Below are 19,719 nucleotides of genomic sequence, written 5' to 3' on the forward strand. Positions count from 1 at the left end.
GAGCCTATGCGTGCCCGTTGAAGGCGTCCCTCATCCTCGAGAAGAAACCGCTGCCGGTCTTGATCTCGCGAACCTCCTCGTCCCGCAGCGTGGCGAGCTTCTTGAGCAGTTCCTCCTGCTCGGCGTCGATCTTGGTGGGCGTGCGCACGTCGAGCTCGACGTACAGGTCGCCGCGCAGGCCTCCGCCGCGCAGTTTCGGGACGCCCTGGCCGCGGACCTTCTTCACGGTGCCCGCTTGGGTGCCCGGCGCGACGTCGACCTCGACCCGGTCGTCGAGGGTGTGGACGTTCAGCTTGGTGCCCAGGGCGGCCTGCGTCATCGGCACGCGGACGCGGCAGTGCAGGTCCGAGCCCTCCCGGGTGAAGATCTCGTGGGGCTTCTCGTGGACTTCGACGTACAGGTCGCCTGCGGGCCCGCCGCCGGGGCCGACCTCGCCTTCGCCGGAGAGGCGGATCCGCATGCCGTCCTCGACGCCGGCCGGCACCTTGACGGTGATGCGCCGGCGGGACCGGACGCGGCCTTCGCCGCCGCACTTGCGGCACGGGTCGGTGATGATCGTGCCGTAGCCCGAGCAGGCAGAGCAGGGGCGGGCGGTGCGGACCTGGCCGAGGATCGTGCGCTGCACGACCTGGACCTCGCCGCTGCCGCCGCAGGTGGTGCACGTCTGCGGTTCGGCGTTCCCTTCGGAGCAGGAGCCCTCGCATTCGTCGCAGAGGACCGCCGTGTCCACGGTGAGGGTGGATTCGGTGCCGAACGCGACCTCTTCGAGGTCGAGGTCGAGGCGCAGCAGCGCGTCGTTGCCGGGGCGGGTGCGCGAGCGGGGCCCGCGCCTGCCGAAGCCGCCCATGGAGCCGCCGAAGAAGGCGTCCATGATGTCCTCGAAGCCCATGAACGGCGCGCCGCCCGCGCCTGCGGTGGCGCGGTCGAACGGGTCGCCGCCGGCGTCGACGACTGCCCGCTTCTGCGGGTCCATGAGGACCTCGAAGGCGGCGTTGATGTCTTGGAGCCGCTCCTCGGCGTCGGGCTCGTCACTGACGTCGGGGTGGTATTTGCGCGCCAGTTTCCGGTACGCCTTCTTCAGGTCGTCCTCGGAGGCGTTCTTGTCGACACCGAGGATGCCGTAGTAGTCCTTAGCCACGTGCGCTCTCATAGTCCCTTGTCAGCGGTTCTGTTCCAAAATCTCTGATACGTAGCGGGCCACGGCCCGCACGGCCGCGATCGTGCCCGGGTAGTCCATGCGCGTGGGACCCAGGACGCCCATGTGGCCGACCACGGCGCCGGGCCCGTACCCCGCGGTGACCACGGCGGTCTCGCGAAAGTCGTCGATCTCGTTCTCGTCGCCGATGCGGACCGTCAGCAGCGGGCCGGTGTCGGCCCGGCCGAGCAGCTGCATGAGGACCACTTCCTCCTCCAGCGCTTCCAGGATCGAGCGCAGCGAACCCGCGAAGTAGGCGGTGTGGCGCGTCAGGTTGGCCGCGCCGGCGACGGCGATGCGCTCCTCGGTGCGGGAGACGACGGTCTCCAGCAGCACTCGGGCCAGCGCCGACGCCGAGGGGCGCAGCTCGGGCCTGGCCAGTTCTGCGAGGTCGGCGATGATCCTCGGGGCGTCGGCGAGCGGTTTGCCCTGGAGCTGCTCGTTGATGAGCCGGCGCAGTTCGAGGACGTCGTCCTCGGCGAGGTCGGCGGGCAGTTCCAGCTGGCGCTGCTCGACCCGGCCGGTGTCGGTGATCATGACGAGCATGACCCGCTCGGGGGTGAGGGAGACGAGCTCCAGGTGGCGCACCGAGGAGCGGTTCAGGCTCGGGTACTGGACGACGGCGACCTGGTGGGTCAGCTGCGACAGCAGCCGCACGGTCCGGGTGACGACGTCGTCGAGGTCGATGGCCTCGGCGAGGAAGCGGTGGACGGCGCGCCGTTCGGCGGCCGACAGCGGTTTGATCTTGCCGAGCCGGTCGACGAAAAGCCGGTAGCCCTTGTCGGTGGGGATGCGGCCGGCGGAGGTGTGGGGCTGGTGGATGTAGCCGGCCTCTTCGAGGAAGGCCATGTCGTTGCGGACGGTGGCCGCGGAGACGCCGAGGGCGTGGCGCTGGGCCACGGCCTTCGATCCCACCGGCTCCTGCGTGGCGACGTAGTCCTCGACGATGGCGCGCAACACTTCGAGCTTGCGATCGTCCATCGCCGTCACTTCCTTTCGTTCGCTCGCCGTGCCTTGGTCCGACTGGACTCAAGTTTGGCACTCCGGCCTACAGAGTGCCAGTCTACGGGTGGCCTCAGACAGTCGGGAGGACGAGCGCACCGTCGTCGCCGACGGTCACTCCGGCGTCGCCGAAATCGGAGGCGAGGTCGCTGATCGTGGCGATCGCCTCACCGTCCGGGTCGAGCAGCGGGTAGCCGTTGTCGTCGTCCATGACGGTGGGCACGAGCGTGCCGCCCTCGAGGGCGCCCTCTTCGGTGAAGGTGACCTTGAGGATCCCGGCGACGCCGAGCGGCCCGTCGGTGTTGAACAGCTTCTGGCCGCCGCCGAAGTTACCCAGCGAGTAGGCGATGAGCTTGCCGTTGTAGAGCTCCATGCCGCGCAGCACGTGCGGGCCGTGGCCGATGACCAGGTCGGCGCCGGCGTCGACGCAGGTGTGGGCGAACGCTCGGGTGTCGCCGCGGTCCTCGCCGTAGTAGGTCTCCACGCCCTCGGGCGTGTGGAGTTGGTCGGAGCCCTCTGCGCCGAGGTGGGCGGTGGCGACCACCAGGTCCGCCTGGGATTTCGCCTCGGACACGAGCGTCGCGACCGCGTCGAGGTCGCGCACGTCGGTGTAGAAGGTGTAGGGCGCGAAGCCCACGACGCCGACGGTGACTCCGGCCTCGGTCTCGAAGAACGCGACCTCGTCCTTGACGCCGGTGATCGTCATGCCGGCGTCGCGGACGGCGTCCTGGGTCTCGGTCGCTCCGTCGGGGCCGGCGTCCCAGCCGTGGTTGTTGGCCTGGTTGAGGACGTCGATACCGGCGTCGGCGAAGACCTGCGCGTACTCGGCGGGGAGCCGGAAGTAGATGCAGGAGCCGCCGCCGCACTTGTCGAACTCGAGGGTCGACAGCGCACCTTCGAGGTTGGCGATGACGACGTCGCCGGTGAGCTCGGAGCGGACGTCGTCGAAGAAGCTCGCGCCCTCGTCGGAGGGCATCCGATTCGGGTAGGACCCGGGCATGGTGTCGCCGACGTGGGTGATGGTGATCGAGCGGGGCGGCTCGGGCGAGGGCGAGGCGGCGGGGCTGGTCTCCTCGGCGGCGCCTGCGCCGACGTCCTCGGGCACGGGCGCCTCTTCGGAGCAGGCGGCGGTGGCGGCGAGGCCGGCGACCGCTCCGGTGAGCAGTCCTCTGCGGGGCAGCGTGCGCGGCTTGTGGAACAGGTCGTGCATGGGTGTGGGCTCCGGGAGGTCGGGGGCATGTCGACTTGGACGTCGCAGTCAGGCCGTGAGATCCCTCACGACCGCGTCGGCGAGCAGGCGGCCTCTCAGGGTGAGGTGGAGGCGGCCGTCCTCGATGACCGCGAGGCCGTCGGCGACGACCTGCTGTGCGGCCGCCGCTCCGTTCGTTCGGAGCAACGATACCGGCAGACCGCCACTGAGACGAGTTCGAAGCATCACACGCTCTAGATATCGATCATCATCAGTGAGGGTTTCGCACCCGGCGAGCGGTAGGCCGTCCGCGAGCGCCGCCGCGTACGTCGAAGGGTGCTTGTGGTTCCACCAGCGCAGGCCCGGCAGGTGCGAGTGGGCGCCCGGGCCGGCGCCCCACCAGTGCCCGCCGTCCCAGTACAGAACGTTGTGGCGGCAGCGGGCCTCGGGCGTCTTGGCCCAGTTGGAGACCTCGTACCAGGAGAAGCCGGCGTCGGTCAGGGCCGCCTCGGCGGCGAGGTAGCGGTCGGCGGCGACGTCGTCGGAGGGCCGGGGCACCAGGCCGGAGCGGATGCGCCTGGCCAGCTGCGTGCCGTCCTCGACGATGAGCGCATAAGCCGAGACGTGGTCGACCCCGGAGTCGACGGCGGCCTTCAGGCTGGCCGCGAAGTCGGCCTCCGTCTCGCCGGGCGTGCCGTAGATCAGGTCGAGGCTCACGTGCTCGAAACCGGCCCGGTGCGCGTGCTCGACGGCGGCGAGGGCTTTGGCCGGCGAGTGCTCACGGTCGAGGACCTTGAGGACGTGCGGCGCCACCGACTGCATCCCGACCGACAATCGCGTGAAACCGCCGTCGAACAGCTCGGCGAGGTACGCCGCGTCGACCGACTCGGGATTGGCCTCGGTCGTCACCTCCGAGCCGGGCGCGAGACCGAAGGCCGCGTCGATCTCGGCGAGGATGGCGGCCAGGTCCGAGGCGGGCAGCAGCGTGGGCGTACCGCCGCCGAAGAACACCGTGTCCACTCGCGGCGGCGCCTCGAACAGCGCCGCGGCGGCCCGGACCTCCGCCCGGACGATCCCCGCGTACGTCTCCCGTGAGACCCCGGCGCCCAGTTCAGCGGCGGTATAGGTGTTGAAGTCGCAGTAGCCGCAGCGCGAGACGCAGAACGGGACGTGGACATAGAACCCGAAGCCCCCACGGGCGGTATCGGGCGAATTCGCGGCAGCGGCGATGACTTCAGAGGACACGCCGACTACGGTACTGGCGTGGAACGCAATGACGCACTGATCGCCTACCGCTCCGACCGGGCGGTGGCCACGATTACCCTCAACGATCCCGCCCGGCGCAATGCGCTGTCGACCGCGCTGCTCGCGCGGCTCCGAGAGGCGCTCGCCCGCGCCGTCGCCGACGAGACGGTCCGCGTGATCGTCATCGACCACGCCGGACCCGTGTTCTGCGCCGGGGCCGACCTGGCAGAGTCCGCGCGAGCGACCCGCGCCGCAGACCTCCCCGCCGCGCACCTGGCCGAGGCGCTCGCCGACATGTGCGAAGCGCCCAAACCCGTCGTCGTGGTCGCGCGCGGCGCCGTGCGCGGCGGCGGCATGGGGCTGCTCGCCGCCGCCGACGTAGCCGTCTGCGACCCGAATGCCAGGTTGGCGTTCAGCGAGGTGCTCCTAGGCGTGGTGCCCGCCGTGATCGCACCGGTCGTGGCCCGCAAACTCACCGAGGGCAAGATGCGCGAACTGTTCCTCACCGGCGACTCGTTCGGCGCCGATGACGCGCGCCGGTGGGGCCTCATCGCCTACGCCGGCGAAACCGAAACGACGCTGGAGGACGTGCTCGTCCGGCTGCGCGCGGGCGGTCCAGGCGCGCAGGCGGGGATCAAGACCCTCACCGGCGGCACCGGGCTTCGCGCCTCGCTCAACGAGGCGGCTGCGCTGACCGCCGAGTACTTCTTCGCCGAAGAGGGACGCGAAGGTGTCCGTTCGTTCCTTGAGAAGGACACCCCCTCCTGGGTACATTAGTGGCCACTGACCTGATCGGAGGAACGTTGCGCGCTCTCCCCGCGATGCTCTCGCTCCTGCTGATCGGCGGCACGGCCGCATGCGGCGACGCCGTCGACGACATGCTCACCCCACGGCCGACCGGCTGCTACATCGGCGACACCGCCGAACCGCTGCACCTGAGTGCCGAGCAGACCTTCCACGCCGCCACCATCGCCGCCGTCGGCCACAGGGACGGCATGGACGAACGGGCCGTGGCCGTGGCGATCGCCACGGCGTTCCAAGAATCGAAGCTGTCCAACGTCGACTACGGCGACCACGACTCGCTCGGACTGTTCCAGCAGCGCCCCAGCGTCGGCTGGGGCACCGAGGAGGAGATCCTCGACCCGGTCTACGCCTCGTTCAAGTTCTACGAGAAGCTGCGCCGCACCGACGGCTGGCAGGACATGGAGATCGGAGACGCGGCGCAGGCCGTGCAGGTGAGCGCCTACCCGGACCTGTACGACCAGTGGGAGGACGACGGGCTGGCGGTCGCGGCGGCGTTCGCCGGCGGCGAGGAGGCCGGCCTGTCGTGCATCGCCGGCGGCGCTCGGGAGGTCTCGACGGACGCGGCGCTGCTCGCCGAGGCGTACGCCTACCAGTGGGGCACCGAGGTGTCCGGGGTGGACGGCCAGGTGATCACGATCGGCGCCGAGGACGCCGCGGCGGGCTGGAACCGGGCGTCGTGGGCCGTCGCGAAGTCCTATGAGTTCGACATCGCCTCGGTGACGTACGCGGGAATGCGCTGGGAGCCGGGCGAGAACGGCTGGGTCGCGCCCGAGGGCGAGGTGGCCGAAGTTGCGGCCTCCGACGCCTTGGCCGTGACGGTCGCGCTGGCCGATCCGGCGTGATCACCAGCTGAAATACGTTATCTCGCACCGGTTTGTCAGCAAAGCCGGTCCTTCGGTTGTGGACTGAGGACGCTAGCGTGAGAGCTGTAACCCTGCCCATGCCCATGCCCATAAGGAGCACGACGATGGCATATCCCCCTCAACCGCCCGGACCGAGTCGACCCGGCGGCGCGGACCCCCTCATCGAATGGGGCGTCAAACCCCACCCAGGCAGGCCGCAGAAGGTCAACTGGTTGACCCAGGTCCTGTGGGCCTACATGGCCATCGCAGTGCTCATGCTGCTGTTCTCGATCATCGCGGTGGCGACCGCGCCGTTGTGGATGGCGACCGGCTTCATCGTGACCTCCGGGATCGTCGGCCTGATCTTCCACGCCCTGTCGATCGTGCTCGTGTGGTTCATCGTCAAAGAGCGCCTCGGCGTCTTCGGTGCCCAGGAACCCCGCACGGCCCTGTACATCGGGCTGGGCGTCCTCGGATTCTTCTCCCTGTTCGGGTTCTTCGGCGGTTGGGGGCTCGGCTGGTACGCCGCGTTCGGCGCGCTGCTGGGCCTGGCGAAGCTCGGGGCCGTCGGCGCCGCGTTCTTCCTGGTCTTCCAGCCCGAAGTGGCGCAGTGGCTGCGTTCGAAGCCAGGGAACCTGCCCAGGCAGCAGCCCCCGCAGCAGCCGATGCCGCCCGGCCAGCCGCCGCAGGGCCATCCGCAACAGGGGTACCCCCAGCAGCCGCCGTCGCCGTGACGCGGCAATCGAATCCGAGGTTGCCGTGACGCCGGTGCGGCGCCGGTGAAGGACCAGGACTCGCCGGTGTACGCGCGGCGGTCCCGCACCATTCCCACGGCCGGCCGGTGGTCGCGACGAGGCCGACCGGCCCGCTCGCCGGCTCCGATCAGGTGACCGCCGCGCGAGGCAGGGGCGGCCCCGGTCAGTACCGGGGCCGCCCTCGATCGCTCAGTCCTCGTCGGTGCGGAGCGCGGCGATGAACGCCTCCTGGGGGACGTCGACGCGGCCGACGGTCTTCATGCGCTTCTTGCCCTCTTTCTGCTTCTCCAGCAGTTTCCGCTTGCGGGAGATGTCGCCGCCGTAGCACTTGGCGAGGACGTCCTTGCGCAGCGCCCGGATGTTCTCGCGGGCGATGATGCGCGAGCCGATCGCCGCCTGGATCGGCACCTCGAACTGCTGGCGCGGAATGAGCTTCTTGAGCCGCTCGGCGAGCCTGACGCCGTAGGCGTAAGCCTGGTCCTTGTGGACGATCGCGGCGAACGCGTCGACCCGCTCGCCCTGGAGGAGGATGTCGACCTTCACCAGGTCGGCGGTCTGGGAGCCCTCGATCTCGTAGTCGAGCGAGGCGTAGCCCTTGGTGCGCGACTTGAGCTGGTCGAAGAAGTCGAAGACGATCTCTGCCAGCGGCAGGGTATAGCGGATCTCGACGCGGTCGGTCGACAGGTAGTCCATGCCCTCCTGGACGCCGCGCCGCGACTGGCACAGGTCCATGACCGCGCCGATGTACTCCGTCGGGGTCAGGACCGTGGCCTTGACGATCGGCTCGGTGATCGAGGCGATCTTCCCCTCGGGGAACTCCGATGGGTTGGTGACCTCTATCTGCTCGCCGTCCTCCATGGTGACCTGGTAGACGACGTTCGGGGCAGTGGAGATCAGGTCGAGGTTGAACTCGCGTTCGAGACGCTCGCGAATGATCTCCAGGTGCAGCAGACCGAGGAAGCCGACGCGGAAGCCGAAGCCCAGCGCCGCCGACGTCTCGGGCTCGAACTGGAGGGCGGCGTCATTGAGCTGGAGCTTGTCGAGCGCCTCGCGAAGGTTCCCGTAGTCGGAACCGTCGAGCGGGTAGAGCCCGGAGAACACCATCGGCTTGGCCTCGGTGTAGCCCGGCAGCGCCTGGCCGGCCGGTTTGCGCTCGTCGGTGACGGTGTCGCCGACCTTCGACTGGCGCACGTCCTTCACGCCGGTGATGAGGTAGCCGACCTCGCCGACGCCGAGGGCCTTGCCGGGGACCGGCTCGGGGCTGATGACGCCGATCTCCAGCAGCTCGTGGTCGGCCCTGGTCGACATCATGCGGATGCGGTCGCGGGCTTTGAGCCTGCCGTCGATGACGCGGATGTAGGTGATCACGCCGCGGTAGATGTCGTAGACGGAGTCGAAGATGAGGGCGCGGGGCGGCGCGTCGGCGTCGCCTATCGGGGCCGGGATCTGCTCGACGATCGCGTCCAGCAGCTCGGCGACGCCCTCGCCGGTCTTGCCCGAGACGCGGAAGACGTCCTCGGGCTCGCAGCCGATGAGGTGCGCGAGTTCCTCGGCGTAGCGGTCCGGTTCGGCCCCGGGCAGGTCGATCTTGTTGAGCACCGGGATGATCGTCAGGTCGTTGCCCATCGCCAGGTACAGGTTCGCGAGCGTCTGCGCCTCGATGCCCTGGGCGGCGTCGACGAGCAGGAGCGCGCCCTCGCAGGCCGCGAGCGAGCGCGAGACCTCGTAGGTGAAGTCGACGTGGCCGGGCGTGTCGATCATGTTGAGCACGAACTCTGAGCTCTCGGCCTCGCCGGAGCGGGCCGTCCACGGCATGCGGACCGCCTGCGACTTCACGGTGATGCCGCGTTCGCGCTCGATGTCCATCCGGTCGAGGTACTGCGCCCGCATCTGGCGGGCGTCGACGACCTCGGTGATCTGCAGCATGCGGTCCGCCAGCGTCGACTTGCCATGGTCGATGTGCGCGATGATGCAGAAGTTCCGGATCGACTCCGGAGCGGTCGAACCTGGCGCGTTCGTCACGGTGGCCCTTCCTTGCTCGTGTGGGGTGGGCGATCCAATTCTGCCTCATGCACCGGCCCGGCCCCGAACACCCGAGGAAGAAGGCCGTCCCCGCCACCCTCTGCCGAGGCGCGGCTCCGCGAACGTCGCGGTGCGGCGGAACGGCCGGGGCGAGCCTGTGACGATCAGGCGCCGACGGCGACCGGTTCGGGTTCCACGGCGCTGACCCTCTTCACCCGGGCTCCGACGGCCCCGATGACGAACATCAGGACGCCGACGGCCAGCCAGGAGCAGAGCACCACGACCGCGGTGCCCGCGCCGTGGCCGTCGAAGAACGACACCGAGCGCAGGAGGGTGGCCCCGGCGCCGGGCGTCAGGTACTGGCCGACCTCGCCCCAGGGGGCGGGCAGGAGCTCGGGGGCGCTGGTCAGGCCCGACAGGGGGTTGCCGACCAGCATGATCGCGACGGCGCCGATGATCGTGCCAGGGCGGCCGAGCAGCCTGGTCAGCCCGAGGACCGCCCAGGAGGCGGCGAGCAGCGACAGGGCGATCGCCCCGGCGACGGTCCAGAAGTCGCCTTCGACCGAACCGAGCCAGTAGCGCAGGATCGCGGCGATGGCCGCGGCGGCGGCCAACGGCGCGAGGACCGCGGCGACTGCTTGGCGGCCTGAGCCGCGCACGCTCACAGCGATGAGCGCGGCGATGATGAGGCCGCCGGCGGCCATCGGCAGGGCGGAGGAGGCGAGGCCGGCGCCGTTGGGGTCCTCGGCGGGGAGCGCGACGACGTCCTCGGTGTCGACGGTGACGGAGCCGGGCTGTCCGGCAGTCTCGCCCATGCCGGCGGCGATCTGGTCGGCGATGCCCGTGACCACGCGCGCGACCATGGGTGAGGCGGCGGTGGCGGTGTAGAGGTCGACGCCGTCGGGGCCGATCGCGAGCGCCGCGTAGACCTCGCGGCGCTCGATCATCTCGACGGCCGCGGCGGGATCGGCCGCCTCGACGACGCCGAAGCCGTCGGGTTCGGCGTCGTCGAGCTGGTCGGCCACCTGTGCGGCGGCTTCGGGCGGGCCTATGACGGCGATGGGCACGTTGTTGGGGCCCATGCTGGTCGAGGGCCAGGCGAAGGCGATGGTGAGGAGACCGACGATGAGGGTGAGGCCGAGGATGAGGCCGACGACGTGGCCGAGCGGGCTGCGGGGCGGCTCAGAATGGGCGGTGGCTTCCATGACTGCTTCCAATCGCTCATAAGATACAGTTCGTATCTTATATACGATCCAGGAATACCATAAGAAACGATTAGTATCCAATGGGGGTTCGCATGGTGCAGGAGGTCCGGTCGCGGCGACGCGGCAGGGAGCTGGAAGAGGCCATCTACCAGGCGGTGTGGGACGAGCTGCGGGAACACGGGTTCACCAGGCTCACGATGGACGGCGTGGCGCGCCGCGCGGGCACGAGCAAGCCGGTGCTGTACCGGCGCTGGGCGAACCGCGTCGAAATGCTGGCCGCCGCTGCGACTCACTTCCTACCGGACTCCGAGACCGTCCCCGACGCCGGGAGCCTGCGCGCCAATACGATCGCCGTGCTCAAGGTCATGCGCGAGCGCATGCGGACAACCGGCCGCACCACGATGCTCGGCCTGCTCACCGAGATCGCGGCGAACCCGGAGGCCAACGCGCCGGTCATCGAGACCTTCATCGGCTTCATGCGCAAGATCATGACGGAGGTGGCGCTGGCTCGCGCGGTCGACAGGGGCGAGATCGAAGAGGAGCAGATCACCACCCGCCTACGGACGCTGCCGCTGGAGCTGGCGCGCATGGAGTTCATCGTCACCGGCGACCTGCCTGACGTGTCGATCGAGGAGATCGTCGACACGGTCTTCCTGCCCGCGCTGGAGGCCCGGAGGCGTTAGCCGTGCCCCAATCGGGGGCCTGGGTGCTTGTGGCGCACCCGACCTGGTGTAACCTGGCTCGCGGTCAGAGTCCCAGGACGTGTGCCCTCCCCGGCTCCTGGTAACGTTGACAGTCGCGCGGAGCGCGCCCTGCGCCCGACGCGGTTTGTAAGGAACCAAGTAATCACGAGACTGAGGCTTCACGCGTGGCGAACATTAAGTCCAAGGAAAAGCGCAACCGGCAGAACGAGAAGCGCCGGATGCGCAACAAGGCCGTGAAGTCGTCGCTGAAGACCGCCATCCGGAAGTTCCGTGAGTCGGCGGCCACCGGCGACGTCGCCGCCGCCGAGGCGCACCTGAAGGCCGCCAGCCGCGAGCTGGACAAGGCCTACTCGAAGGGCGTCATTCACAAGAACCAGGCCGCTCAGCGCAAGTCGAAGATGGCTGCGGCCTACAACAAGCTGGCCCAGGCCGCCTAGTTCGGGCCTGCCGCAACTCAAGCTTTGCACGAAGGCCCCGACGGGTCTCACCCGTCGGGGCCTTCGGCATTCCCGGATTCAGGCTCACGTTCCCTCCCCCATCCGGATGAAACGCTCAGATGCGATCAACCCCAACGGCACCAATATGCCCGCCGCTGTTCGAACGAATCCCAAGCCTGGACCGTCACACCCTTATCCACCCGTCACACCTGCTTGGGAGCCTGGTGTCATTTCTTAGGTAGGCGAGAAGGTGGTAAGTGGGCGGGTACCCGGGACCGCTAGTGTGCCTTTCAGCGGCCTCGTCCGCGGTCGACCGCCCCGGCGATCACATCGTTGAGCTTCACCATCGCCGCCACCGCGAGCGGCAGCACCAGCACCACCCACCAGGAGACGAGCTCGGTGAGCGCCATGAGCACCCCGAGCGCGATCGTCCCCTCGAAGAACACCACGCACCACGCGTGCGACAAGTACACGTGCCGCAACCGCAGCGCCCGCGCGTACCAGGGCCGCTTGGGCCGGGCCACTCGACCGCGACGGTACTCAGACACGCCCGCCAGCCCCGCTCAGCCGCGTGATCTCCAAGATCGCGTGCTCCAGTGCCCACGCCCGGTCGTCGGCGCCGCCCTTGACCTCGCCGTTGAGTCGGGCGCACACCCGCATCGCCTCGGCCAGCCCGTCGGCGGTCCAGGTCCGCGCCTGCCGGCGCGCCTTGTCGATCTGCCAAGGCGCCATCCCCAGCTGCCCGGCGAGCTGATTCGCGCCGCCGCGCTCAGAGGCCACCCGTGAGAGATTCCGCACCGCCATCGCCAGCGCGTCCGCGATCGGCACCGGATCGACGCCGACCTGCATCGCCCAGCGCAGCGCCCCGAGCGCCTCGCCGGCGTTCCCGGCCACGGCCGCGTCCGCGACGCTGAAGCCGGTGACCTCGGCGCGTCCCGAGTAGTAGCGGGCGACGCCGTCGACGGTGATATTGCCGTCAGTGTCCGACACGAGCTGCGCGCACGCCGAGGCGAGTTCGCGCAGGTCCGATCCGACGGCCTGGATGATGGTGTCGGCGATCTCGGCCGAAGCCGAGCGCGGGGAGGCCCCGGCGGCGCGCAGTTCACCGCGCACGAACGCCACCCGGTCCGGCTGCCGCTTGATCTTCGAGGCCCGCACCAGGTCCACGTCGAGCTTCTTGAGCCCCTCGGACAGGGCCTTGCCCTTGTTGCCGCCGTTGTGGCACACGGCCATGTAGATGCCCGGGGCGGGGCGCGATGCGTAGTCGACGAGCGCGGCGACGGTGTCCTTGTCCGCGTCCTGTCCGGACTGGACGATCGCCACCACGGCCCCGCCGAACAGGGTCGGGCTGGTCAGTTCGGCGAGAGAGCCGGCGGTGAGGTCGGAGGCGGGGACGCGGTTCACCACCGGGGCGGGGTCGGATTCCGGCAGGTCGGCGCGCACCGCCGCGACATACTCGGCGGCGGCGCGCTCGGCGAGGAATTCGTCGTCGCCCAGCACCAGGCGGATTTGATGGAGTGCAGCCACGACTCCATCCTTCCATGCTTCCGAGCGCGGTCCCAGATTCCTCCGCGCCATAGCTCCAGGGAAGGGGTCGCTGTCCTGCGCAGCTGCGACAGACCGGGGCGGAACGCGTCCCCGGGCTGTCACTCGAACGGCATCACCGCCTCCGCCGATCGCGTGAACCAGGAGGGCCCGAAGGCGCTCGCCCGCGCAGGGCCTCACCGCTGTGTCGTCACTTGAAAGGCGTCGCCGTCCCTCGTCACCGTGATCGCTCCCGCCAGGTCGGTGCGGAACACCAGTGCCCCCGTCGCCTCCAGCAGCGTGAGCGGCCCCGGGTCGGGATGCCCGTACTCGTTGTCCGCGCCGACGCCCACGAGCGCGACCGCCGGGTCGGCGGCCTCCAGGAACTCCGGCACCTGGAACGCCGAGCCGTGGTGCGGCACCTTCAGCACGTCGACGTCGAGGAGCCATTCGGCGTCCAACAGCATCCGTTGCGCCTCCAGCTCGACATCCCCGGTGAGCAGGACGCTCGTGCCGGCCACATCGGCTCGCACCGCCACGGAGTTGTTGTTCGGGTCCGAGCGGGTGCCGCTCAGCAGCCGTTCCGGAGGCGAGAGCACCTCCAATCTGGTCGCTCCGAACTCGTACACCGCGCCCGGCACCGGTTCCAGCACCGGCACCTCGGCGGCACGTTCGGCAACGAGGTCGAATCCGTACCGGGCCTCTCCCGGCGGCGGAGCGAGCATCGCCTCCACATCACGCCCGTCCATCACGCCGGCGACACCGGCCGCGTGGTCGATATGGAAGTGGGACAGCACGAGCAGCGCGATCCGGTCGACTCCGAGGTCGTCCAGGCAGGCGTCCACGGCGGTCGGGTCCGGGCCCGCGTCGACTACCACCACCGCGTCTCCGGCGGGCAGCACGAGCGCATCGCCCTGGCCGACGTCGCACATCGTCACCACCCAGCCCGACGGTGGCCCGCCCGTGAACAGGCAGGCCGGGATCGCGCCCAAGGTGAGTGCCGCGAGGACCGCCAGCAGAGGCCGACGCAGGGCGTGGATGTGGAGGAGGCCGATGAGGACCGCCAGGATCAGTCCCGCGAGCAGCCCCCACCATGCCCCCTTCGGCCACGGCAGGACTCCGCCCGGCACCTCGGCGCCCGTCTGCGCCAACCACACCAGCCACGACGCCGGGATCGCGGCCAGTTGCGCGCACCACTCCCCCGCCGGGAGCCACAACGCTGCCGCGACCGCGGTGAGGACCGACAGGATCACTACCGGCGCGGCGACCAGGGTCGCCAGCAGGTTCACCGGGATCGCCACGAGGCTGATCCCGCCGGCCCAGGCCGCCAGCAGCGGGGTCACCGCCGCCTGTGTCGCGGCCGGGATCGTCACCGCCAGCGCCACCGCCTGCGGCCAGCCGCGGTGTTCCAGCGGGCGGGCCCACCGGAACGCCAGCAGCACCAGCCCGGCGCACGCCGCCACCGACAGCGCGAACCCGGGCTGTGCGGCCATGTCCGGGTCGGCCAGGATCAGCACCAGCGCCGCCGTGGCGAGCGCGGGCATCACCGCTTTCGGCCGCCCCGCTGCGAGCGCCAGCAGCATCATCCCAGCCATGACCGCCGCACGGAGCACGCTCGGCTGCGGCCCCGCGACGATCACGATGCCCGCCACGGCCGCCGCCCCGACCGTGACGCGCGCTCTCGGGCCGGCCCGCAGCGCCAGAGCTGTGCCGAGGACCGATCCGACCACCAGACTCAGGTGGTATCCGGAGACGACCACCAGATGGACCAGGCCGGTCGTGCGGAAGTCCTGCGCGAGTTCCGGGTCCATCGCGGAGGTGTCGCCGACCGCGAGTGCCGGGATCAGGCCGGACTCGGGTTCGGGCGCCGCTTCGGCCGCTCGGGCGAGTCGGTCGCGGACGTGTGCGGCGAATCGGTGCGGTGCGGCGGGCCGACCTGCGGTCTCCGGTGGTCCGCGCGAGCTCACCACGGCGGCGGTCAATCGGCCGGGGTCGGGCTCGCGGATCACCGCTGGGAGTGTGAGGCGCTGGCCTGCGGTCACTGCGGACCATTCTTCGCCGTCGGCGACGAGGAGGACGCGCCAGTTCCCATGGACCGCGTTCGTGCCGGCGGTGAACGACCGGAGGCGCGCTCCTGCCGTGTAGACGCCGGGGCGGCGTGCCGATGGTTTAGGGGCGGTGTCGAGCACGAGCTCGGCTTCGCCGCCGGTTTCGGCGTCGACGAGGCGGCCGAGGCCGTCGTGGTCGCGTACCACGACGTGGACTGTCGTGACGGCCGAGGCGAGCATCCCTCCGAACGCGATCGTGGCGACCGCCGCCCAGATGCGGTTGCTTCGTCCGCGTCCCAGCAGGACCACGGAAGCGCAGCCGGCCGTGGTGACGGCGCAGGTGAGGGGATCGCCGTAGAGGCCGCCGAGTGCGGCGCCCCAGGCGCCGACGGCCGCCAGGGGCAGTCGCCAGTCCCGGCGGACGACCGCTGAGGCCTCGCTGTGCCGTCCGCTCATGGTGCTCACAGCGTCACGTGGTCGCGGAGCTGCTCCAGCATCGCCGGTCCGACCCCTTGCACCTCGGCGAGTTCCTCGACCGATTGGAAGCTGCCGTTGGCCTCCCGGTGGTCGATGATCCGCTCGGCCAGGACCGGGCCGATTCCCGGCAGTGCCGTCAGAGTGTCCGTGTCCGCCACGTTCACGTTGACAAGGCCTCCGGCTGCGGGGCCGCCGCCTCCTGCGGCCCCTGCGGCTTCTTGCTCAGCGGGTATGGCGACGAGGTCGCCGTCGGTGACTACGCGGGCCAGGTTGAGGAATCCGGGGTCGGCGCCGTCGTCCAAGCCCCCCGCCGCTTCGATCGCGTCGGCGACTCGCGACCCGGCTTCCAGTTCGACGATCCCCGGTTCCTTCACGGCTCCGGCGACCGAGACGACGATCGTCTCCGGTTGCGCCGAGGCGGTGTCGGCGGATTGGGCGGCCGCGGTCGTCACGGGTTCGGATCGTGGCCAGGCGAGGACGGTGATGAACAGGCCGGTGGCGGCGGCGACGATCGCGACCGCCGCCAGCACCCGCCGGTTGATGTGGGACAGGCCGACTCTCGCTTGGATCTGCTCGGCGCGGTCGGTGAGCCGCTGCCGCGCGGGCCTATCGGAGAGCGGTGTTGCCGCGACCTCGCCGCTGGCGGTGTCGACGGTCTCCTTGCAGACGCGTTGCGCTTGGTCGGCTTCGTCGAGTTTGAGCCGGAGCCTTGCGGCGAGCGCCGCGGTTTCGGGTGGGTCTTCGATGTCCATACCCGGCTCAACGAGCGGGGTCGCGGCCGTGATTCAAGAATTTTCGGGGCTGTGGACGACGCGATCGCCCTGTGGAAAACCGCGGTCGCCTCTGGACGATGGTCGTTCGGGCCGTCATACTCGGTCGCTCACGTGACGTCGGGGCCGGATCAGTTCAGACGGCGGGTGATGACGCCGACGAGGCCGGGCCCGCAGTGGGCTCCGATCGCGGCGCCGACTTCGACTACGTCCATGCGCCGCAGGCGGTCGGCGAGTTTCTCGCGAAGCCATCCCGCCAGGGCCTCGGCCCGACGCTCGGCTCCGAGGTGATGCACCGTCATCTCGACCGGCGCGTCGCCGACGTCGGCGACCGCCAAGGCCGCGAGGCGCTGCAGTCCCCTTGTGGGCGTGCGGACCTTCTCGATCATGTCGATGCGTCCGTCGTCGACGCCGAGGATCGGTTTCACAGACAGGGCTGTGCCCATCAGCGCCTTCGCGGTGCTGATCCGGCCGCCGCGACGAAGGTACTCGAGTGTGTCGAGGTAGAAGTAGGTGGTGGTCCGGCCGATGGCGGCCTGCGCGGCGGCGGCCGCCGCGAGCACGTCGCCGCCCTTGTCGGCCGTGTCCACTGCGGCGAGGGCGGGGTAGCCGACGCCCATGCCTGCGCCGAGCGAGTCGATGACGGCGACGCGTCCTTCGAAATCGGCGGCGGCCGCCTCGGCTGCGGCGACGGTGCCGGAGAGCTTGCTCGACAGGTGTACCGACACGACGCCGGTGGCGCCCTCGTCGAGGAGCCGCTCGTAGGTCTCGCGGAGCAGTTCGGGGGACAGCCGGGACGTCGTCACCGTCGTGCGCGGCTCGCGCAGTGCCCGCAGGATCTGTTCTGCGTCGATGTCGTCGCCCTCGCGGTACTCCTGCCCCCCGATGAGCACCGGGATGCCGAGCACCGTCAGATTGCGCCGCCCGGCACGCAGGTGCTCGGGCAGCGCCGAAGTGGAATCGGTAACTACAGCGACGTTCACCCGGTCACAGTACCTAACCGGCCGGTTCGGCTTGCTCCACCATGAACGGGGTTCCTTGCTGGCAGAACGACATCATGCTCGGGTCGGGGTGTCCGTGGAGGGTCACCTCCGCGCCGGAATAGACGACTGACTTGTCGTATTCGCCGAAGATTCCGTACACCGTGCCCTGGTAGTCCAGGATCAGGCATCCGGATTCGACGCCGGATTCGATCGTGCCGGTGATGGTCATCTCGCTTTTCGAACCGGGTTTGTCGGATCCCGTCGACGGGTCCAGGTGGGGGGTCTCGCTGGGCATGTCGCTCTCCTCGGGTTCTGTCGGTTCGGAGGAACGAGTCGGGTCGGTGGGCGGTCCGGTCGTCGGCTCCACGATGCTCGGCGACTCGTCTTCACCGCCGCCACCACCGGCATCGCAGGCGACGAGCGCGATCAGCATGAGCGCGCCGGCCATCACGGCACCGGTCAGTCTCGTGAGCCGCCGGGGGCTGAGTTTCGATGTATCCATGCGGGTTTGACGCCTCGAATCGGAGTGCGGTTGCACCGTCAGGCCTTGCCACCCGCCAACTGCCCTTTCGCGAGCGGGCTCATCCCGATCGTATAGGGCGGGGTGGCGCCGAGGTTGTAGCCGAACAGTCGCCACTTGCCGGATTTCATCCGCCGCAGATCCGCCCAGTGGCAGTTGTCCATGCCCGACAGGCCGCTGGTGGAGTCGTGGTCCCAGTCCAGCACACCGCCGACGATCTGCCGCGCCGAGCCGCCGTGGCAGACCAACATCAGGGTGCCCTCGAAGTCGGACTCGGCGAGGTCGCGGACGGCCTCGCCGGTACGGCGCTTGAGGTCACCCCACGTCTCGATCTCGGGGTTGAGCAGCGGTTCCTGGGCGCGCCATCGCCGGTGGTCGTCGGGGAACCGCTCGGCTATCTCGTGCATCGTCAGCCCTTCCCACGGGCCGTAACCGCGCTCGCGCAGCCTCTTGTCGAGCTCGATTTCGACTCCCGCGAGTTCAGCGACCGGCTTGGCCGTCTCGACCGCTCGCCGCAGGTCCGAGGAGACGATCCGGACCGGCTCGTACGCGGCGAGCGCCGGCACGGCCTGGGCGGTCTGGGCTCGGCCGGTCTCGTCGAGGTCGATGTCGGAGGATCCCTGTATGCGGCCCGACAGGTTCCATTCGGTTTGCCCGTGCCGCACCACCAGAAGTCGGTTCACCGCTGCTCCTCAGCCTCGTCGCCGCCTTCCGGAGCGCGCGGACCGTCGGCGAAGGGGATCTGGGGGCAGTCCTTCCAGAGCCCGTCGAGCCCGAAGTACTGGCGTGCTTCCTGGTGGAAGACGTGGACCACGATCTCGCCGTAATCGAGCAACACCCACTGCTCTCCGCCGCCTTTGCCCTCGCGACGCAGCGGCCGGGTGTCGTGCTGCTTGATGAGCTGCTCTTCCACTGCGTCGACGATCGCCTTGACCTGGCGTTCGTTGGAGGCCGAGACGATCACGAAGACATCCGTGAGCGCGATCTTCTCGGTGACGTCTCGCAGGTTGATGTCACTGGCCTTCTTGTCGGCTGCCGCCTGCGCTGCAGTGAACGCCAAGGCTTTGGCGGTGTCGGTTGCGGTCACTTACTCCCCTATCGACGAAATCCAACCGGACTTCTCCCGGTGTACGGCTCTAGTCTTGCACGCCCCGACCGACAGCGCCTTCCCTGTTTGGCACCACCAGGCGTGCGCCACCTCGGGCGCCTCAGCTGCGGTAGAGCCCGCGCTCGGCGATATAGTCGTCGACCGCGTCCGGGACGAGGTAGCGGATCGGCTCGGCGTTCGCGACACGTCGACGGCACTCGCTGGAGGAGATGCCGACACCGGGCATGTCGACGAACTCGACTTCAATGCCGGTGGAGGTGTCGACCTCACGCCGTGAATGCCCCGGTCGGTTCACTGCGATGAACTTGACGACCTTGCACAGCTCGTCGACCCGATGCCAGGTGCGGAGGTTCTCGAGCGAGTCGGCGCCGAAGATGAAGTACAGGTCGACAGGATGGTCGTACTCGGCTCGCACGTCGGCGACCGTATCGACCGCGTAGGTGTGGCCGGGACGGTCGATATCGCAGGTGCTCACTCGGAATCGCGGGTCGGGCTCAGCGGCGAGCCTGGTCAACGCCAGTCGTGAGGCGGCGTCGGTGATCCGGCGGTGCTGCTTCTGCCAAGGATCGCCGGCGGGTACGAAGACGACTTCGTCGAGCAGGCACTGCGCCGCGGCCTCGCTGGCGGCGACGAGATGCCCGAAGTGGGGAGGATCGAACGTTCCGCCGAAGATCCCCACACGTTGAATCGGCAGTTCCGGCACAGCGCAGATCCTACAGCCTGCGAATGCCGAACCAGACGGACTCACAAGCCCTGATCTCGGGCACGAAAAAGGCCACGATCGCTTGATCGTGGCCTTGAAACGCAAACAGCCCGCCGACTGAGTCGGCGGGCTGCTGCATATGTTCAATGTTTGGCGGTGTCCTGCTCTCCCACACCCCCTCGGGTG

The 19,719-nt window shown here is 69.7% G+C and carries 20 protein-coding genes; 5 read left to right on the forward strand and 15 right to left on the reverse strand.

The window, feature by feature from the left end; genetic code table 11:
- Positions 1-4 precede the first annotated feature (4 nt).
- The 4 genes from dnaJ to hemW all read right to left on the reverse strand — a co-directional run bounded on the left by dnaJ (position 5) and on the right by hemW (position 4,631).
- Complete coding sequence (dnaJ, locus tag L0U85_RS17190) at positions 5-1,138, reverse strand: molecular chaperone DnaJ (protein WP_241378986.1); 1,134 nt, start codon at positions 1,136-1,138, stop codon at positions 5-7.
- 21 nt (positions 1,139-1,159) lie between these two features.
- The gene (gene hrcA / locus L0U85_RS17195; protein WP_241378987.1) at positions 1,160-2,176 is read right to left on the reverse strand and encodes a heat-inducible transcriptional repressor HrcA; all 1,017 of its coding nucleotides are present in this window, start codon (positions 2,174-2,176) and stop codon (positions 1,160-1,162) included.
- A 94-nt stretch (positions 2,177-2,270) separates the two neighbouring features.
- Positions 2,271-3,407: a CapA family protein gene (locus tag L0U85_RS17200; protein WP_241378988.1), complete on the reverse strand. Its 1,137-nt coding sequence runs from the start codon at positions 3,405-3,407 to the stop codon at positions 2,271-2,273.
- A 48-nt stretch (positions 3,408-3,455) separates the two neighbouring features.
- Positions 3,456-4,631, reverse strand: coding sequence for a radical SAM family heme chaperone HemW (gene hemW, locus L0U85_RS17205; RefSeq protein ID WP_241378989.1), 1,176 nt, complete (start codon positions 4,629-4,631; stop codon positions 3,456-3,458).
- Between the two features lie 18 nt (positions 4,632-4,649).
- On the opposite strand from hemW, the gene L0U85_RS17210 reads away from it, so the two are divergent.
- From L0U85_RS17210 to L0U85_RS17220, 3 genes are all read left to right on the forward strand, one after another.
- Entirely contained in the window at positions 4,650-5,408 is a 759-nt protein-coding gene (locus tag L0U85_RS17210; RefSeq protein ID WP_241378990.1) for an enoyl-CoA hydratase-related protein, read from the forward strand.
- Positions 5,409-5,434: 26 nt separating this feature from the next.
- Positions 5,435-6,277 (forward strand): hypothetical protein, encoded by an 843-nt coding sequence (locus L0U85_RS17215; protein WP_241378991.1) that lies wholly within the window; start codon positions 5,435-5,437, stop codon positions 6,275-6,277.
- A gap of 125 nt (positions 6,278-6,402) precedes the next feature.
- A complete protein-coding gene (locus L0U85_RS17220; RefSeq protein WP_241378992.1) occupies positions 6,403-7,011 on the forward strand; it encodes a hypothetical protein in 609 nt (202 codons plus the stop codon).
- Between the two features lie 210 nt (positions 7,012-7,221).
- Here L0U85_RS17220 and lepA read toward each other — a convergent pair whose 3' ends face one another.
- Positions 7,222-9,054 (reverse strand): translation elongation factor 4, encoded by a 1,833-nt coding sequence (gene lepA / locus L0U85_RS17225; RefSeq protein WP_241378993.1) that lies wholly within the window; start codon positions 9,052-9,054, stop codon positions 7,222-7,224.
- Between the two features lie 164 nt (positions 9,055-9,218).
- Positions 9,219-10,259 (reverse strand): hypothetical protein, encoded by a 1,041-nt coding sequence (locus L0U85_RS17230; RefSeq protein WP_241378994.1) that lies wholly within the window; start codon positions 10,257-10,259, stop codon positions 9,219-9,221.
- Between the two features lie 92 nt (positions 10,260-10,351).
- Between L0U85_RS17230 and L0U85_RS17235 the strand changes: the two genes are divergently transcribed.
- Both L0U85_RS17235 and rpsT read left to right on the forward strand, forming a co-directional pair.
- The gene (locus L0U85_RS17235; protein ID WP_241378995.1) at positions 10,352-10,942 is read left to right on the forward strand and encodes a TetR/AcrR family transcriptional regulator; all 591 of its coding nucleotides are present in this window, start codon (positions 10,352-10,354) and stop codon (positions 10,940-10,942) included.
- Positions 10,943-11,127: 185 nt separating this feature from the next.
- Entirely contained in the window at positions 11,128-11,400 is a 273-nt protein-coding gene (gene rpsT / locus L0U85_RS17240) for a 30S ribosomal protein S20 (protein ID WP_241378996.1), read from the forward strand.
- Positions 11,401-11,690: 290 nt separating this feature from the next.
- Here rpsT and L0U85_RS17245 read toward each other — a convergent pair whose 3' ends face one another.
- The 9 genes from L0U85_RS17245 to nadD all read right to left on the reverse strand — a co-directional run bounded on the left by L0U85_RS17245 (position 11,691) and on the right by nadD (position 19,533).
- The gene (locus L0U85_RS17245; RefSeq protein WP_241378997.1) at positions 11,691-11,948 is read right to left on the reverse strand and encodes a hypothetical protein; all 258 of its coding nucleotides are present in this window, start codon (positions 11,946-11,948) and stop codon (positions 11,691-11,693) included.
- Positions 11,941-12,978: a DNA polymerase III subunit delta gene (gene holA, locus L0U85_RS17250; RefSeq protein ID WP_347177472.1), complete on the reverse strand. Its 1,038-nt coding sequence runs from the start codon at positions 12,976-12,978 to the stop codon at positions 11,941-11,943. Before holA ends, L0U85_RS17245 begins: the two co-directional genes overlap by 8 nt.
- A gap of 143 nt (positions 12,979-13,121) precedes the next feature.
- Positions 13,122-15,428 carry a ComEC/Rec2 family competence protein gene (locus tag L0U85_RS17255; protein WP_241378999.1) on the reverse strand — a complete coding sequence of 769 codons (2,307 nt, stop codon included), beginning with the start codon at positions 15,426-15,428 and terminating at the stop codon, positions 13,122-13,124.
- 5 nt (positions 15,429-15,433) lie between these two features.
- Positions 15,434-16,201, reverse strand: coding sequence for a helix-hairpin-helix domain-containing protein (locus tag L0U85_RS17260; RefSeq protein WP_241379000.1), 768 nt, complete (start codon positions 16,199-16,201; stop codon positions 15,434-15,436).
- Between the two features lie 149 nt (positions 16,202-16,350).
- The gene (locus L0U85_RS17265) at positions 16,351-17,202 is read right to left on the reverse strand and encodes a DegV family protein (RefSeq protein ID WP_241379001.1); all 852 of its coding nucleotides are present in this window, start codon (positions 17,200-17,202) and stop codon (positions 16,351-16,353) included.
- A gap of 13 nt (positions 17,203-17,215) precedes the next feature.
- A complete protein-coding gene (locus tag L0U85_RS17270) occupies positions 17,216-17,704 on the reverse strand; it encodes a hypothetical protein (protein ID WP_241379002.1) in 489 nt (162 codons plus the stop codon).
- A 38-nt stretch (positions 17,705-17,742) separates the two neighbouring features.
- Entirely contained in the window at positions 17,743-18,405 is a 663-nt protein-coding gene (locus tag L0U85_RS17275; RefSeq protein WP_241379003.1) for a histidine phosphatase family protein, read from the reverse strand.
- Complete coding sequence (gene rsfS / locus L0U85_RS17280; protein ID WP_241379004.1) at positions 18,402-18,809, reverse strand: ribosome silencing factor; 408 nt, start codon at positions 18,807-18,809, stop codon at positions 18,402-18,404. Before rsfS ends, L0U85_RS17275 begins: the two co-directional genes overlap by 4 nt.
- Before the next feature lie 121 nt (positions 18,810-18,930).
- Positions 18,931-19,533, reverse strand: a complete 603-nt coding sequence (gene nadD / locus L0U85_RS17285) for a nicotinate-nucleotide adenylyltransferase (protein ID WP_241379005.1) — start codon at positions 19,531-19,533, stop codon at positions 18,931-18,933.
- Between the last annotated feature and the right edge of the window lie 186 nt (positions 19,534-19,719).

This window comes from Glycomyces sp. L485 (assembly GCF_022548875.1).
Lineage (GTDB): Bacteria > Actinomycetota > Actinomycetes > Mycobacteriales > Micromonosporaceae > Glycomyces.